Below are 14,337 nucleotides of genomic sequence, written 5' to 3'. Positions count from 1 at the left end.
CGCGCCCAGGGGCGGCCCGTGTGAGCGATACCCCAGCGTCCGGATTGCCCAATTTTTGTACAGTCTCGGGCCGTGCGGGCCCGGCGACTGGCAGTCGGGAGGAAGGGATGTACCTACGGCGTCAGTGCCACTATATTTGGTGTCATGACTGCCATCACACTGCGAATTCCCGATGCGATGGACAAGCCGCTGCGCGACGCCGCCGCTGACGCTCCGTCGCTGAACGACTACATCCTCAAAGCCGTACGTCGGCAGATGACGCTCGACGCGGGCCGCAAGCTGGCCATGATCCAGCCCCTCGACCTTGAGGGCGAGGGCGACGTCCTGTGACCATCCGCAAGGGCGATGTGTTCGACGTCGACACCGGCAAAGGCGTACGCACCGTTTTGATCGTCAGCCTGGACGGTCTCGCCGAAGCGTACGGCGCCGTGGTCGCCCTCGTACTTCACGCCCCGGCGGCCCACCCCGACACAGCGATGAGCGTTCGACTGACTTCCCCTCTCGAGGCATCAGTCGTCGCCGTGAACCTGCTCCAGCTCTCGGCACCGCGCTTCGAGACCGCGACGCTGCACGGCAACATCGGCCCGGAGCAGTTGACGCTCGTCGACAACGCTCTGCGGGCCGTTCTCGACTTGTAGGAGACACTCCGGGTGACGCGGCGATCCGGCAGTCGGCCGGCGCTGCGAGCTTCGTACTGCGTGCGGCGACGGAGCAGAGGCCCGTGGGAACTCGGGCCGCGTGCGCACGATGCGCGTCGGCGGGCACAAGTTCCAGCGGCTGCCGGACGGGGTCGGCGAGGGGCGATTGCCCGGTCCTATCGCCGACTTCCCCGGAGATGGATGACGGGGTGGTGGCTGGCTCATAGAGGCGTTGAACCGTTCCTGGCCGTGTATCGAAAGTGGCTGGTGAGGGCGGTGGAGAGTCACTTGTGATCTAGAATTTCTTGATGGTCACGCTTGAGACTCCCCGTTTGATCCTGCGTCGCTGGCGCGAGGAGGACGTTGCGCCCATGGCTGCCGTCAATGCCGATCCCGAGGTCATGCGGTGGATCCGTGACGGCAACGTCCGTGACGAACAGCAGACTCGCGGTGGGATCCAGGCATGGGAGGACGAGTGGGAGTCACAGGGCTTCGGACTGTTCGCCGTGGAGATCCGGTCCACTGGCGAGCTGGCCGGGTTCACCGGCCTTTCCGTGCCCAACTTCCTGCCGGAGGTACTACCGGCGGTCGAGGTCGGCTGGCGGCTGGGACGTTCCCACTGGGGGCAGGGCCTGGCTACCGAGGCCGCGAGAGCTGCTGTGCGGTTCGGGTTCGAAGAGCGAGGGCTTGAGCGGATCGTCAGCATCGCTCAAGTGGGCAACGACGCCTCCGTACGGATCATGACCAAACTGGGGATGCGTCCGGTCCGTGAGACCGTCAATCTCACCAGCGGTCGGCGAGTACGGGTGTTCGAGTTGTCATCGGACCAATACGTCACAGCCACTCGTTGATGGCCGCGACGAGGACGATAGCTTCGTAGCAGACCCCGAGTTCGTCGTATCGCGTGGCCACAGCGCGGTGCTTCTTGAGGCGGTTAATCCCGCACTCGAGTGCGTGGCGCTCACGGTGGTCGACGGTGTCGAAACGTGGCGGCCGGCCGCCACGGGAGCCGAGCTTCTGGCGGTTGCGTGCCTGGTCGGCCTTGGCGGGGTCCTCAACCCGGGCTCGCGTGCTGACGAGGCGAAAGGCGTCAGTGCCACGCTCGTTGACGGTGCCGTTGAAGGTGAGGCGGTCGACGACGACCGCGCAGAGCCGGGGGCTGTGAAGGCCTTGTTCCAGCCGCCGCACGATTCGCTCGAGGCAAGCGCGACACTGTCCATCCCTACTACGGCATGACCCTGGGCTACCTGACTGACACCTCTGAGAAACCGATGGTGTCCTTCCATCTCTCAAACGGCAATGATCCGGGAGCCAAGCAGTCACGGCCACCTCCGCACGAGGGACCGCTCCTGCTTGCAGTGCGCTTCGGAAGTGAGCCAATCCGCCAGACCCTGCGCCTTCACCCCGGTGGGCCGACGACGGATACCCGTGGCGTGAACCTCAAGATCAGCGGATGCTCGGTGCCTGCTCTGCTTCCGATTCGGTCACTGCGCTGGTGTGGAGGGGGTTGGCCTTGGCACTGAGGGAGAAGACGTGGGCAAGGTGGCGGGGGGTCCGCGCCGTTGGCGAGGGCTTCTTCGAGGATGCGGCCCTGCCTCAGCCGGTGCCCTCTTCGTTCGAGACCCGAAGGAACGCCCCCGCCACGCCCAGCACCGATTCGACTCCTACCAGAGGGTCGGTGACGCCCTCCGCAGTACAGGCGGGTTGTTGTAGAGGCCTTGTATCCGCAGGGCCTCGCGGATCATCGATATAGCCGTCAACGCTGCGCCGGTGGTGTTGAGCCCCTGGCACAGGCGGCCGGCCGGACAACTGACGTCGGAGTTCCTGAACCGATGTGCCCGATCCCGCGTACGCGCCCGGGCACAGTGCCTGCCACGGCGGTACGGGCCGCACTCAGGAGGCGCAGATGTGACACGGGAGCATGGGCCAGCCTTCTACCTCGACTTTGAGGGGTGCTCTTTCGCCTCCAGGCGCACGGTCTCGTCGCGAGCGGTGAGGCGGGAGGCCGCGCGGCGGCGGGTGCCGAGTGGGCTGAGTTCGAAGCCCAGTCTTCCGAGCGAGATGAGTGTGCCGTGCCCGAAGACGAGGATCAGCCATGCTCCGTCGTGCCAGTACCAGTCTTCGGTCCAGGGCCGGGGGATCGCCAACGTCACGATGAGGTGGGAGGCGGCGATGGTGACGCCTGCCCGTCGCCGCCTGGGAAACAGAAGCGGCGGCATCGCCCACAGCAGGGAGACCAGAACTATCAAGGGGGCGACAAACGGCAGACCTGACATGACGACCTCAAGATCGGTAGCAAGTGCCAGCAACCCTCACAGCGACAGGTCCGTGGTACCAGTCCGACGGGATATCGCACCGATCACGATGCGGCTTCGGCCACTCCCCGGCACGCCCGCCAGATGGCCTCGCGCTGGCCCGCTGGCGTAGACGCCGACCGCGACCCCTGTCTGCGCTGCCGGGTCACACGGACTGAAGGAGGCCCTCAAAGACTGAACACTTCCCGCGCCCACCCTCCGGCAACCGTGTCTCGGATGACTGAGACGACCGGGACACGCAATAGCCGGGCCACAACAAGTGACGACCAGGGCTGCGCACAGGGGCGTTCGCCGCATCATGCTGGGTGCCTTCAACATCGTGGCCGCATTGGCCCTGCCGGGTGCCTGGCCCCGCATCATCGACATCGGCATCATCACCGGCGTTGTCCTCTATCCGCTTCGCGTCCACCTGCGTGCAGCCACGCAGCCCTGAAGTCGTGTTCCGCCTTCCGACGACGTCCGGGTTCTTCTCAAAGACCAGCTGCGCGAGTTCAGCGAACGCCCCAGAATCGTTCGCCAAATCCACGGGTCGTCGTTCGCAGTATCCCTCTCAGAACCGTCGTGTTGTGTGGGACAGCTCCGACGCAACACCCGAGTGGACCTGACGCCGATCAAGCCGTCAACACGGTTGAGCGAAACGGCTGTCTGATTTGTGACGCCCCGGCCGAGAGCGCGTGCCACGTCCGGAGCGACAAGTACGCGGCGAGATATCACACAGCTCGCTTCATCCTCGCGCCCGCGCTCAGCGAAGAGTTGGATCGGATCCCTCACCGTCGCGGCCGCCGGCGCCGAGGATTCGCCGCGGGGCCGGGGCTGTCGGCTGGTGCACGCCGAGCACGCCCCGGGCCCGCAGCTCGTCCAGGTCGGGTAGACGAACTTCCGGCAGGGAGCCGAGGAGGTCGGCATGGGCGGCGCGAATGCTGTGCGGGGCCTGAGGGCCGGCACCAAGGTTGCGGCGGGCTGTCACGCGGACATCGTACGGGCAGCGTCACCGCCTGGCTCCGCCCCGCTGCAGTTGTGGGGCTTGGCCCAAACTTTCGCGACGGGGTCGGGGCCATCCCCTGCTGTCTGGCTATGTCGGCGGAAACGGATACCGCTTGTCGATCACATGGCCGCGAAATGCCGATGCCAACTGACACCGCTTTGGCGGGGACAGGCAACGTTCGCAGGCGTTGACGATGAATGCCGCGCCCGTTGGTGCGATGCGGCTCAGAGTCGTCCGGCCTGTCCTAGAAGTTCTGCGAGGGTTCCCAGACCGAGCAGTCGTGAGCGAAGAGTACGCGTCGTGGGTCGAAGTCGGTGAGTCGCTCCAGCCAGGGCTGGTAGGCGGGAAGCGGCTGCTCCACCCCGTGAAGGGCCGCCTGGCGGGCCAGTTGGTCAGAGGCGAAGTGGGAGGCGAAGTCGTGCGCCTGTCCGGCCAGGACTACCGTGCCGTCTCCTTGTCGAAGGACAAGCGACTGATGCCCTTGGGTATGCCCTGGTGTCGGAACGATCCAGACTCCTGGCCAGACCTCGGCCTCGCCGGCGAGTTCCTCATAGGACGCAGCGGGGAAATTGATCAGCTCGTCGAAGGTGTAGTTGCCGTTGCGAGCAGTGGCCAGCTCGACGTCCTGCACCAGGATGGGCCTGCCGCCCAGGAGAGGGTTCCCGCCGCAGTGGTCGAAGTGGAGGTGGCAGTTCGCGACGAGGGAGATGTCGTCAAGAGCCAGTCCGGCCTCGGACAGGGCATCCTGCAGGTGTCGGCGCCGGGGACGGTAATGGGCCTCGGTCTCGGGGTCCGCATCTGCGATGCCGGTGTCGAAGAGGATCAGGCCATGATCGTGTTGCACCAGGTAGGCAAGCACAGGTTCGATCCGCGGCTGCGGGCCGCCGGTCTCCGACGCGGGCCGGATGAAGTACCCCAGATCGAGCCGACGCACCGACATGTTCTTCCCCATGCACCCAGCCTGGCAGGTTCGGGTGTTCCGGTCGGCCAGCCTGCCGAAAGCAGAACCACCACTGACGTCATCGGCCGCGAGGCATTCGACTCCCGTGCTGGGCTCTGCCTGCGGTCAAGTCCTCGGCAGCTGGCGCAGGCATGGGTGATGGCGAGGCGGTCGGACTCGGTGCCGGACTGGATCAGCTTGCCACCCAAGGTCAGCCGGTCGACGATGGCCGCTCATATGCGGGGATGGTGAAGGTCTGGTCGCGGCGTTCTCGGCCCGCCCTCGCTGGCGGGGTACGAACACGGTGGCTTCCCTTATGACGGGGTGTGCGAAGTGTCGCAGTGGCTGGTCGTAGTGGGCGACAAGCGGCAGAGGCCGTTCGTCCGGCGGCAGCCGGGCCCTGCCCGTCGGGTTGCCGGACGCGGGCGAGGGCGCAGCGTGCTCGGGCTCGGTACCGACGTCTGCCGCCTTGCGTACTTCCAGGGCGGCGGCGTCCGCGGTCAGGGCATCGCGGCTCAGCGACGTTAGTGGGGGTCGGGCTGGCGCAGCACTCCACTCGGCCATCCGGAGACACGGCCGTCTCAGCCGGGCCCACGGCTGGGTTAGCCCGGTTTGACCGCCAGCGTCGCAAAATAGTGCGACATGTATTGAGCGGATGCGTTGGATTGGTGCGGCGCTTCCGCGAAGCCGGTGACGACGAACCCCGCGGCAAGTTGCCCGCCGATCTGGTCGGTGAGGGTGTGGCTGTATTCAAGAGGGGCATCCGCGCCGAACTTCGTGGCGCGTTCCTCGGCGGAGTACTGCGCGACATCGCTGTAGGGCAACTTGTGCACGACGATCAACTCGCCGCGCTCGTCGAGCGCCTCGTGGTCGAACAAGTACACATCAGGGTTGAGGAAGCCCACGAGTAGAGTTCCGCCCGGTCGCAGGACGCGGAAGCACTCACGCCACACCGGTGCCAAGTCTGGTACGAATAGGTTGGAAACCGGATGGAATACGACGTCGAATGTTGCCTCGCCGAAAGCGCTGAGGTCGCGCATGTCACCCAGGACGGTGCGCAGCTCGAGTCCGTCGCGCGCCGCCACCATCTGGTCCTGGCCGAGCTGGCGGGGTGAGTTGTCGAATACGGTGACCCGCGCCCCTGCGGCGGCGAGGATCGGACCCTGCTGGCCACCGCCGGAGGCCAGACACAACACGTCCTTGCCCGTCAGGTCCGTCGGCAGCCAGGAGCGGTCGACAGGCTCACGCCCGATGAGAACAATCGACCAGTCGCCCATGCGGGCGCGCTCGACATCCTCAGCGCTTACCGGCCTCGACCACTCGCTGCCCTGTTGGACACACTTGTCCCAGGCTGCCCGATTGTGGGCAACGGGGTCGACAACAATTTCCTGCACGTTTCACTCCCTGCTACAGCCGAGCAAACACCTGCGGTACGACAGTTCGGTGCCGCTAGCCAACACGATTGCAAGGTGCGGGCTCAACGAAATTAGCGGGCATTGAAGTGTCCACGGGCTCGCCAGGTGGTCGCTCACCGGGCGCGTAAGCGCTGGGCTGCCGGGGTTGCGGAAGCCGTAAGCGTCGCGGCCGATGCTCTTGATGACCCGGTTGCTGCCTTCGGAGCCGACGTTGGTGATCTCAGCGTGCTGCACCAGACATCGATCGTCGACCGTGTCGTCACCGACACCAACCAGTCCGAAAAGGCTGACCAAGGCCGTAAGACGGCAGCTCTGCAGACGGCCCGCACGATCGCCGAGCGGGTACCACCTCGGGGTTCGGTCGCAGGCGGGACCCCGAAGCGGCAACCAGCCAGCAGAGTGCGGTGCAATGGTCGCGTGACCGTACATGATGTAGCCCAGGCTCTGCCAGGCATAGAAGACCTGCGGGACCACTGCCGTGGCCTCGCGATGCTCGACGCTGTCCTCAGCCCGCAATGGGACTCTCGGTTCTACTCCTTCGACTCCCACTGGGACGAAGGTGCGCAGATGGCCTCGATGCGTGACGGCATGGGCAGTGAGTACGCGATCGTGTTCTCGGCCGCCGGGGCCTACGTCCGGGGCTTCGACCACACATCACTCATGAGCCCGTGGGCCCGGACGGACGTCCCCACCGTGTGGCCCGGCATCCTGGACGAGCTGCCGGACGTCTTCCGCCTCCACCGCACCGAACCCGCGCTCTCCGACACGGACGCCACCCCCTCCATCACCTGCTGCCTGTGGCGCGAGGTCGGTGACACCAGCTGGCACGCCGGCACCATTGCCTTTCCCACGGAAGGAGACGGCGACCCCGACGGCGCGAACCACCTCTTCGAACTCCTCACCGACCGCTCAGCAGAGAGTTACGCGGCGTGGGCGTCCTTCCATTACGAAACACCTGTCGACCTCACGGCCGTCCGCGCACTGCTGTCCCAGCGTCCACTGACACCGCAGACCGTCGCCGCGCTCAACCCGGACGTCAAGTTCACTGATCTCGCGGAGGACATCTCGCAGATCGGTTACCGCGGCTGAGAACGCCGCGCCGCCGAGCACCACGACCGCGCTGCCTGCCCACTGTGATGCGGTTCTTGGAAAATTGACTCGGCCCGGAGTTCCTTGAACTGTTCGGCGCGCAGCCCGTTCGCTCCGTGGTCGCGTCCACCTGGTAGACATTTGGAGTGACGTACTACGTGGACTTGACGCCATACACGTATGACAGGGACAACTGGGCGCCCGATGCAACGGGTCATTGGCATGGTGTTCCTTTGGTCAACGTGGGCTGGCTTGAGCGCGGCCAGCCTTACGAGCAGGGCGTTGCTCCCTCCGGGCTGGCTGCAGTGCTGACCCGCATGAGCAGCACGCACAGAGCTCAGCAGACTCGCGGCTTCCACTCCTGCCCGTTCTGCGTTTCTCGGATGTTCGGCAGTCGGCCCAGTCATCCGCGGGGAAGTGCCGAGATATGGGTGATGGGTGGAGACGTTGCCTACGCCGCCCCTGAACTGATCGCTCACTATGTCGAGGCACACGACTATGCGCCGCCAGGCGACTTTGTCCAGGCAGTTCTCGCCGCAGCGTGAACCCGGACAGTTTCACGGCTGGGTGAGAATCCGGGTCCGTAGGAGCGTGAACGAGGCGCAGCCACACCTGGCCAGTTCGGGCGTTTTGTGGCCCTGCACCAATAGGGCAAGAGCCCCGTCCAACGTGAGGCTCATGAACCGCCTTAAAGACCCATTAGACAATCTCGGTGCCGGGGTGCTCGCGCAGCCAGTTGGCGAAGATCTCCGAGGTCCGGTCGGGCAGAATATCGACGACCCGGTCGGCTTCCACATCGACGAGGAGGGCTCCGTAGGTACGGCCCTCTCGGAAAGCGAACTCGTAGACACCGAGTATGCGCAGGGCCCGATCTGGAACGGATGGTGATTCCAGCAGTCCAAGGGGTCGGCTGCGGCCTGTACCAAGGTGCAGTCGGCGACCCAACCGTTCACCAGGCCGGCCTCCGAACTCGGCCGCGACCGCGTGGAGCCACTTCTTCAAACCGAGACTGGAGCGGCGATAGCGTTCGACCGCCAGCCTGCTCGACGTACGTCTTCCTGCGGCAAGACGTACGGTCGCAGAAGAATCGCCGCACCCGCAGCTTGACCTGCAACTTCTCGCCCACAAGCGGCCGTTCTGCCAATTCGCGTTCGTACGACGAGCGGGCCCGGCGTGCAAGAGCGTGGCAGCCCGGACACCTTGGGGGCGGTCCGCATGCCGCTGCCACCACGACCAGAACGTCAGCGACGGAGTCCACCCGTTCCGGCCGGACAACGATTTCTGAGAACAGCACATCTTGCAGCGAACAGACCCCCACAGCCGTGAGATCCCCTGGCAGGACGCTTTTGCACACACTGGCTGTACTGGGGATTCACTGAACTCCGGTCAGAGCCTGGAAATTTGCCGCCGGGGCACTCTTCGGTCCCCGATCAGTTGCCGTCGACACCGGGGCCTATCGCCCGCTCGTGCCGTGTGCGGGACGTGCCAGCCAGTCGAGGGCCACTGCGTCCACGCTAGGCCATGGTCCAGCGGCAGAAATCGGTGTGCGCTTCGCAACCTGACGCGCCTAGAGTCAGCGCGGTCAAGGGGAGGGAATCCGCAGGTGCGAAACGTAAGAGTGCTGGCCGCCACAACGGTGGCCGGAATGGCTGTGCTCATGGTGTCAGGGTGCGCACAGACGGAGCAGTCCACGGACGGCAAAGGCGCTGGCACGCCTGTCCCGGCGGACTACACGGGGGTTGAGGAACTGCCGGAGAAGCTGGCCGCGGACGGCACGACGATCGTGGTGGGCGACCCGGCCGCGGCAACCACGGTAAGGCTGTACGAGGACCCACGTTGTCCGTTCGTCGAGCAGTTTGAGTCGACCGGCGCCCCGGCTCTCCGCGAGATGACGCTTCGCCGCGAGGCCAAGACCGAGTACACCCTCGCGTCCTTCAGGGACGACAGCATGGGTGGCGACGGATCGAAGAGAGCCGTCAACGCCCTTCGCGCGGCGCTGGACGCCGGCAAGTTCACCGAGTACCACGCCGTGATCTTCGAAAACAGGGCCGAGATCGAACTCGCAGGCGGTTACACCACGGCCTCCCTGCTCGAACTCGCCGACCAGGTCGACGGGCTGCGGAGCGAAGCATTCGACTCTGCCGTGACGACGATGAAGTACAAGGACTTCGTCAACGCGTCGCAGAAGACCTACGAGACAGCCGGTGGCGACGACCCACGCGGCCCCGGCACCCCCACTGTTGCCATCAACGGCACCAAGATCACAGGCAACCTGGCAGGCTGGGTATTCGAGAAGGAGTCCTTCGCCATGCTCCTGAACTCAGTACCCGAATAGCAGCAGACCGGGGAGCACAGGATCACCTTTGACGCTGAGTCACAACGGCTCGGCTATGATCACCACAACCGGGGGTGAGAGATGAAGCGCGGGCTTCTTTCGTGTGTCGGCGTACTGCTGTTCGTGGTGACAGGTTGCACGGAGGCCAGCCCTCCGCTCAGTTCTCCCCCTCCCCCTCGCTCCTACTCTTCTCCTTCTTCGCCTGCTTCCTCCGGTTCTCCCGAGCCACCCGAGCCTGGTCCCGCCATGCCACTGGGTGCGGCGATGATCACTGCCGAGGACGCGAAGCTGATCGAGGCGTACAGAAACGAGGCGTTGTTCCCCGCGGGGCACGCTGTTCCGGCGACGTCGGAGGTGGCGGTCCTGCGGCGCCGCCAGCCGGCGGGCACAGGTGACGTTGCCTGGATGCCGGACGCCAACACGTACTGCCTGGTGTCGATTCGCGAGCGGGGCTCGGACCGGACGTGCTTCGGGCTTGCGGCAAAGCGGAAGCCGCAGGGCTACGTGCATGTGGGCAGACTTACTCCGCACGGCCTCAGCGGTGCAGCCGATCGGCATCAGTTGTGGCTCAACGTCACCGTTGTCGAGAACACCAGCGGGCCCTTCACCTACACAGGCGGCACGCCCAAGCACGCAACCCCCATACAGGAAAGCACGGTCAGGTTCCCCTCCGGCAGAACAATGATATTCCTGACCTACGAATTCCCAGAAGCTACGCACATCCCCAGGGACGCGGAGATCTGCAGCAACAGCCGAACTGTGTGCTTCAAGGCATTCCAACCAAACGCCGTCGGGCAGTAAGCGTCGGTTGCGTGCAGTAAAGGGCTCAACGGCTGAGCCACTTCTGCTGGGTGCGGCCGCGGGCCACGAGGGTGACGGCAGCCCAGGTGATCAGGGTTTCGGAATACTGGAGAAGCCTTTCGCCGTCCCGCATGTTTCGGCAGGCATGCATCGTCCGGGCCCGGCATTGCTCCGACGTCACAGAAGGTGCCGTGAACCCGATCAAGAAGGTCAGGGCCCCGTCTCGGAGAGTCCGGCAGCCTGCGGCTGCCCTGTTCCCCACCACCGCCCAGCAGGTCACCACCGGCCGCCGCCGCATCCTCCGATCCGCCGACCAACGGCCATGGAGCGTGGCGCCGTCGGCCAGGTGTCACAGTTGGAGGCCCTCCTGCCAGATGGCGGACCTCTCACACGGGAAGGCAGGCCGCGCACCGCACCAGACGGCCGTCAGCGCCACACCGACCCATGCCATTCGGTACGCACACGATCCCTCCAGTGCGCCGATGAGCAATCCTCTTCCCCGGCAGGCCTGGGTGGCCATGGTGATCCATCCAGGAGGGAGATGGATACGGTGGCGCAGGCACTGCAGCGGCCGTCGCTGTCGGTGCGCGCGCACCGTGATCTCGGTCCGGGGCAGGTTCGGCATAGCAGCCAGCCCGGCAGGCCGGGCACAGGTTCCGCCCGGGTGCGATTTTGGGCCTACCGCAGCTGGATCACTCGACCTGCGCCAGGGGCGCCAGGGCTGCGATGACGGTGCGGGCTGTCCGAGGTGGCGAGCGGCGGGTAGGCATGAACAGCGCGCAGCCGGGCGGCGATGATCACGCTGACGGTGGTGCGGACCCGGTTCGATGCGGGCCACCGGGTGATGAGCTCGGATAAGCGCTCGGTGTTCCAGCCGGCCTCCATGATCGCGGTGGCCACGCGGCTGTGATCGGTCAGTACGTTCTCGGTTCAGCAGAAGGTCCGGACGGCGGGCTCCAATGTCGAGGCGCAGTCGGATGCCCGGATGCGTCTCGACCGCCGGTTGTGCAGTCGACGGAGTCGCTGCGGAGGCAGGCTGGTGCTTCGCTGCGGGCGTTGTGTTGTCGCCGCGGTGGCACGGATGGACGGGTCTGGTCTTCTGCTTCGTGGTGTTCTTTCTGATGGTGTTCTTAGTCAGGTGACCAGCCGGCGTCGGGTCATCCACTGGTGGAGAACCCGACATCGGCTGCGACCTGCTACTTTGCCGACTGGGCAGGTCGGTGATGACGTACGCTGCCGCACCCAGGTTGCCGTCCGGATTACGCTCGCGTTCCTGACTCCCCGAGCGCGACGCTACCGAGTTCAGCCGCCGCCGGAGCACGCTCCAGAGGGCCCCTCTCAACTGGCCCGCACCGCCCTTCAGCGGCTTCCGCCCGCCAGCCGTGCGAGGTCGGACACGAAGTCGGTGTTCCCCGTTTGGTGGACCACGGTCATCTTCTCGGAGGACACCTTCCACCCGACCGCCGTCCGGCTGAGGCCGATCACATTGCGGGCGTACAGGGTCCAGTCGGTGGGCCGTCCGGCCTCGGCCAGCGCTGGGTGATGGTGCAGCGCCTCCAGGTGGAACCGGACGGTGGCCGTGTCCCCGTCACAGCGGACGACGGGCGTGGTGACCATGTGCTGCGTCAGCGGGATCGGCGCGATCACCTCGGCCATCACGCGTCTGAGATCGTCCGCGTCGACCTCTCCCTCGATCGGGAGGACACCGCCGTAGTCGACGCTCACCACGTCGGTCCACAATGACCGCATTGCGTCAAAGTCCTTGGCATCGCAGAACTGGAAGTGCCTGCCGACCACGTCGACCGCTTCAAAGCCGGCCGATTCCGGAGTGCCCACGCCTCACCCTCCCTCCCTCACCTCCCCCTCAGCCTGCACCCGACCGGCCATTCCGGCATCTCGGCCAGGCCTGAGCCGCGCTGCGGGGTCCGACGGAACGAGCAGAACACCCACGACCTTGTGAAGGAACCGCCCCTCGTCACCGGGGATCAGGGCCTATGGCGGATTGCGGAGCATCAGCCACACGTGGCCGTGTCACCAGTCCAACACCTGCAGCATGGCCTCGTTCCCCAGGAGCACGGCCACGACGTCGCCGTGGCGCTCGTCGATCACTGGAGTGCCGAGCACCGAAACCGACAGACGTCGCCGGGTAGAGGCGGTGCTGGGGTTGCTGTACTTCTTCGCAGTACCGCGCTCCGCAACTACCCCGCTCGTTCAATGGTCAAGTCGCTGCAGATGGGCTCGGCTCGCCATATGGCTGCCAGTTGCGGATACAAGTCAAGGAAGCGGCAGATCCTTTCGAGCGCGGCGGTTCTGGGTGGGCCGACCTCGTCGAAGTCGAACCCGGTGTCTTGGTGGCCAAGGCTGGCGAGATCAGCCCAAGCCGGGTCCTCTCTGAAGATGAGCTGGAGCTCTACCTGCCAGTACTCCGGCTGCCAATAGCGCTCGTCAGGCTCGCCGACCTCAGTCACAGCAAGCTGCCGCCCGAAGGACAGCGCAGGCTGGTTGTCGTTCCAGTCCCACCGGCCCCACTGGACGATGAAGCCGTCGCCGTCGTTCTCGGACGCCTCGATCCCTGCAATCTCGATCTGAAGGAATTCACCGAAGGCGTCCCACGCTGCCGGGACATCACGCACGGCGTCGGGCTCGACTCCACGCTGCTTCAATATCTGCGCGAACATGTCGGCGCTGGATCGCCAAGGAATGGGCATGCGGGATGCTACCTCGGTGGATCTCACGGCCAGTTTGGGCGCTCGCATTCCGACTGTGGCGGTGGGTCGCGGGCCGCGTGCGCGGGCATTTACCTGGGTTCATGCGCGGCCCGCTCGTGGGCTGCACCCGGCTCCTGGTCTCATGTGAACCACCGCAAACAGGGCTGAATTAGCCTGAAATCGAGGCGGATGGACACGCGGGACTAAGAGGTCGTTTTCGCCCTATGTTTCATCCCGAAATCGGCTGTTTGATCTGTGGTGCGGGGTCGCGCCAGGAGATGGTGTTCTCGCTGGTGAGGCGGCGGGCCATGAGGTCGGTCATGGCGAGGTGAATCATGGCTTCGGAGCGGACGGGCAGGGTTTCATAGTCGCGGACGAGGCGGCGGTGGAGCATGAGCCAGCCGTAGGTGCGCTCGACCGCCCACCGCTTCGGGATCGGGGTGAAGCCCTTGGTCCCGGGTGTGCGTGCGCTGATCTCCATGTCGATGCCAAGGGTGGCGGCATGTTCGACGAGGTGCTGGCGGTAGCCGCCGTCGACCCAGACCTTATGGATGCCGGGGTGCTCGGCGGCAACCTGGTCCAGGAGATGGGTGCCGGCCACGGAATCCTGCACACTCGCCGCGGTGACCAGCACCGCAAGCAGCAGTCCGAGCGTGTCGGTGACGATGCTCCGCTTGCGTCCCACGATCTTCTTCCCGGCATCGGTGCCCTGGCTGGAGGCGGGGACGCTGGTGGAGGTCTTGACGCTCTGGGCGTCGATCACGCAGGCCGATGGCTCGCCGTTCCGTCCTTCCCTCTCCCGTAGGAGTTTCCTGAGCAGACCGTTGAGCTGGGCGAATACGCCGTCCTGCTGCCACTTGGCGAAGTAGCCGTAGACCGTGTTCCAGTGCGGGAAGTCGTGCGGGAGGTAGCGCCACTGGACCCCGGTGCGGTCCACATACAGGATTGCGTTCATGATGTCGCGCAGGTCATGTTCCGGCGGTCGGCCGAAGTCCAGGGCCCTGCCGCGGCGCTCGAAGCGCCAGGCAGAGAGCACTGGCTCGATCAACTCCCAGCGGGCATCGGACAGATCACTCGGATACGGGCGTCGCGTCGGCATGCTTCCGGCGTA

The 14,337-nt window shown here is 65.7% G+C and carries 17 protein-coding genes and 1 pseudogene; 8 read left to right on the top strand and 10 right to left on the bottom strand.

Annotated elements, in window-relative coordinates; all coding sequences use genetic code 11:
• Positions 1-144: 144 nt before the first annotated feature.
• From DN051_RS39325 to DN051_RS39315, 3 genes are all read left to right on the top strand, one after another.
• Positions 145-330 (top strand): hypothetical protein, encoded by a 186-nt coding sequence (locus tag DN051_RS39325; protein WP_053762705.1) that lies wholly within the window; start codon positions 145-147, stop codon positions 328-330.
• Positions 327-638 carry a hypothetical protein gene (locus DN051_RS39320; RefSeq protein WP_107094106.1) on the top strand — a complete coding sequence of 104 codons (312 nt, stop codon included), beginning with the start codon at positions 327-329 and terminating at the stop codon, positions 636-638. Before DN051_RS39325 ends, DN051_RS39320 begins: the two co-directional genes overlap by 4 nt.
• Before the next feature lie 371 nt (positions 639-1,009).
• The gene (locus DN051_RS39315; protein WP_053762728.1) at positions 1,010-1,489 is read left to right on the top strand and encodes a GNAT family N-acetyltransferase; all 480 of its coding nucleotides are present in this window, start codon (positions 1,010-1,012) and stop codon (positions 1,487-1,489) included.
• Here the strand turns inward: DN051_RS39315 and DN051_RS46845 are convergent.
• Together DN051_RS46845 and DN051_RS39305 are read right to left on the bottom strand one after the other, a co-directional pair.
• A pseudogene (locus tag DN051_RS46845) lies at positions 1,473-1,855 on the bottom strand (hypothetical protein); the annotation flags it as partial. The gene DN051_RS39315 and the pseudogene DN051_RS46845 sit on opposite strands and share 17 nt — an antisense overlap.
• 717 nt (positions 1,856-2,572) lie before the next feature.
• Positions 2,573-2,914, bottom strand: a complete 342-nt coding sequence (locus tag DN051_RS39305) for a hypothetical protein (protein WP_112441717.1) — start codon at positions 2,912-2,914, stop codon at positions 2,573-2,575.
• Between the two features lie 337 nt (positions 2,915-3,251).
• Here DN051_RS39305 and DN051_RS47375 point away from each other — a divergent pair, with 337 nt between their 5' ends.
• The gene (locus tag DN051_RS47375; protein WP_267890867.1) at positions 3,252-3,386 is read left to right on the top strand and encodes a hypothetical protein; all 135 of its coding nucleotides are present in this window, start codon (positions 3,252-3,254) and stop codon (positions 3,384-3,386) included.
• A 796-nt stretch (positions 3,387-4,182) separates the two neighbouring features.
• Here the strand turns inward: DN051_RS47375 and DN051_RS39300 are convergent.
• Positions 4,183-4,890, bottom strand: coding sequence for an N-acyl homoserine lactonase family protein (locus DN051_RS39300; RefSeq protein ID WP_112441715.1), 708 nt, complete (start codon positions 4,888-4,890; stop codon positions 4,183-4,185).
• 590 nt (positions 4,891-5,480) lie between these two features.
• Complete coding sequence (locus tag DN051_RS39285; protein WP_112441713.1) at positions 5,481-6,272, bottom strand: class I SAM-dependent methyltransferase; 792 nt, start codon at positions 6,270-6,272, stop codon at positions 5,481-5,483.
• A 438-nt stretch (positions 6,273-6,710) separates the two neighbouring features.
• On the opposite strand from DN051_RS39285, the gene DN051_RS39280 reads away from it, so the two are divergent.
• Positions 6,711-7,382, top strand: a complete 672-nt coding sequence (locus DN051_RS39280) for a hypothetical protein (protein ID WP_112441712.1) — start codon at positions 6,711-6,713, stop codon at positions 7,380-7,382.
• Between the two features lie 146 nt (positions 7,383-7,528).
• Positions 7,529-7,927, top strand: coding sequence for a DUF7919 family protein (locus tag DN051_RS45390; RefSeq protein ID WP_162625103.1), 399 nt, complete (start codon positions 7,529-7,531; stop codon positions 7,925-7,927).
• Positions 7,928-8,081: 154 nt separating this feature from the next.
• Here the strand turns inward: DN051_RS45390 and DN051_RS45385 are convergent, their stop codons facing one another.
• Together DN051_RS45385 and DN051_RS47955 are read right to left on the bottom strand one after the other, a co-directional pair.
• A complete protein-coding gene (locus tag DN051_RS45385; protein ID WP_162625102.1) occupies positions 8,082-8,384 on the bottom strand; it encodes a transposase in 303 nt (100 codons plus the stop codon).
• Positions 8,332-8,610: a transposase family protein gene (locus tag DN051_RS47955; protein WP_381281856.1), complete on the bottom strand. Its 279-nt coding sequence runs from the start codon at positions 8,608-8,610 to the stop codon at positions 8,332-8,334. Before DN051_RS47955 ends, DN051_RS45385 begins: the two co-directional genes overlap by 53 nt.
• A gap of 417 nt (positions 8,611-9,027) precedes the next feature.
• Between DN051_RS47955 and DN051_RS39275 the strand changes: the two genes are divergently transcribed.
• Both DN051_RS39275 and DN051_RS39270 read left to right on the top strand, forming a co-directional pair.
• Complete coding sequence (locus DN051_RS39275) at positions 9,028-9,717, top strand: DsbA family protein (RefSeq protein WP_112442836.1); 690 nt, start codon at positions 9,028-9,030, stop codon at positions 9,715-9,717.
• Positions 9,718-9,981: 264 nt separating this feature from the next.
• Positions 9,982-10,518: a hypothetical protein gene (locus DN051_RS39270; RefSeq protein ID WP_162625101.1), complete on the top strand. Its 537-nt coding sequence runs from the start codon at positions 9,982-9,984 to the stop codon at positions 10,516-10,518.
• A 678-nt stretch (positions 10,519-11,196) separates the two neighbouring features.
• Here the strand turns inward: DN051_RS39270 and DN051_RS45380 are convergent.
• The 4 genes from DN051_RS45380 to DN051_RS39250 form a co-directional block, all read right to left on the bottom strand.
• Positions 11,197-11,418, bottom strand: a complete 222-nt coding sequence (locus DN051_RS45380) for a hypothetical protein (protein WP_162625100.1) — start codon at positions 11,416-11,418, stop codon at positions 11,197-11,199.
• A 459-nt stretch (positions 11,419-11,877) separates the two neighbouring features.
• Positions 11,878-12,354 carry a nuclear transport factor 2 family protein gene (locus DN051_RS39260; RefSeq protein WP_112441703.1) on the bottom strand — a complete coding sequence of 159 codons (477 nt, stop codon included), beginning with the start codon at positions 12,352-12,354 and terminating at the stop codon, positions 11,878-11,880.
• Positions 12,355-12,716: 362 nt separating this feature from the next.
• On the bottom strand, positions 12,717-13,226 hold the full coding sequence (locus DN051_RS39255) for a hypothetical protein (protein ID WP_112441700.1): 510 nt from the start codon (positions 13,224-13,226) through the stop codon (positions 12,717-12,719).
• Between the two features lie 229 nt (positions 13,227-13,455).
• Positions 13,456-14,325, bottom strand: a complete 870-nt coding sequence (locus tag DN051_RS39250) for an IS5 family transposase (RefSeq protein ID WP_112442834.1) — start codon at positions 14,323-14,325, stop codon at positions 13,456-13,458.
• Between the last annotated feature and the right edge of the window lie 12 nt (positions 14,326-14,337).

It is taken from the genome of Streptomyces cadmiisoli (assembly GCF_003261055.1).
GTDB lineage: Bacteria > Actinomycetota > Actinomycetes > Streptomycetales > Streptomycetaceae > Streptomyces > Streptomyces cadmiisoli.
This window is presented reverse-complemented; position numbering and strand designations above follow the sequence as displayed.

Excerpts from the sequence above, each read along its gene's own strand:
- DN051_RS39325 (WP_053762705.1), top strand. The coding sequence starts at position 145 with ATGACTGCCATCACACTGCGAATTCCCGATGCGATGGACAAGCCGCTG.
- DN051_RS39315 (WP_053762728.1), top strand. The coding sequence starts at position 1,010 with ATGGCTGCCGTCAATGCCGATCCCGAGGTCATGCGGTGGATCCGTGAC.
- DN051_RS39305 (WP_112441717.1), bottom strand. The coding sequence starts at position 2,914 with ATGTCAGGTCTGCCGTTTGTCGCCCCCTTGATAGTTCTGGTCTCCCTG.
- DN051_RS47375 (WP_267890867.1), top strand. The coding sequence starts at position 3,252 with ATGCTGGGTGCCTTCAACATCGTGGCCGCATTGGCCCTGCCGGGTGCC.
- DN051_RS39300 (WP_112441715.1), bottom strand. The coding sequence starts at position 4,890 with ATGGGGAAGAACATGTCGGTGCGTCGGCTCGATCTGGGGTACTTCATC.
- DN051_RS39275 (WP_112442836.1), top strand. The coding sequence starts at position 9,028 with ATGGCTGTGCTCATGGTGTCAGGGTGCGCACAGACGGAGCAGTCCACG.
- DN051_RS39270 (WP_162625101.1), top strand. The coding sequence starts at position 9,982 with ATGATCACTGCCGAGGACGCGAAGCTGATCGAGGCGTACAGAAACGAG.
- DN051_RS39255 (WP_112441700.1), bottom strand. The coding sequence starts at position 13,226 with ATGCCCATTCCTTGGCGATCCAGCGCCGACATGTTCGCGCAGATATTG.
- DN051_RS39250 (WP_112442834.1), bottom strand. The coding sequence starts at position 14,325 with ATGCCGACGCGACGCCCGTATCCGAGTGATCTGTCCGATGCCCGCTGG.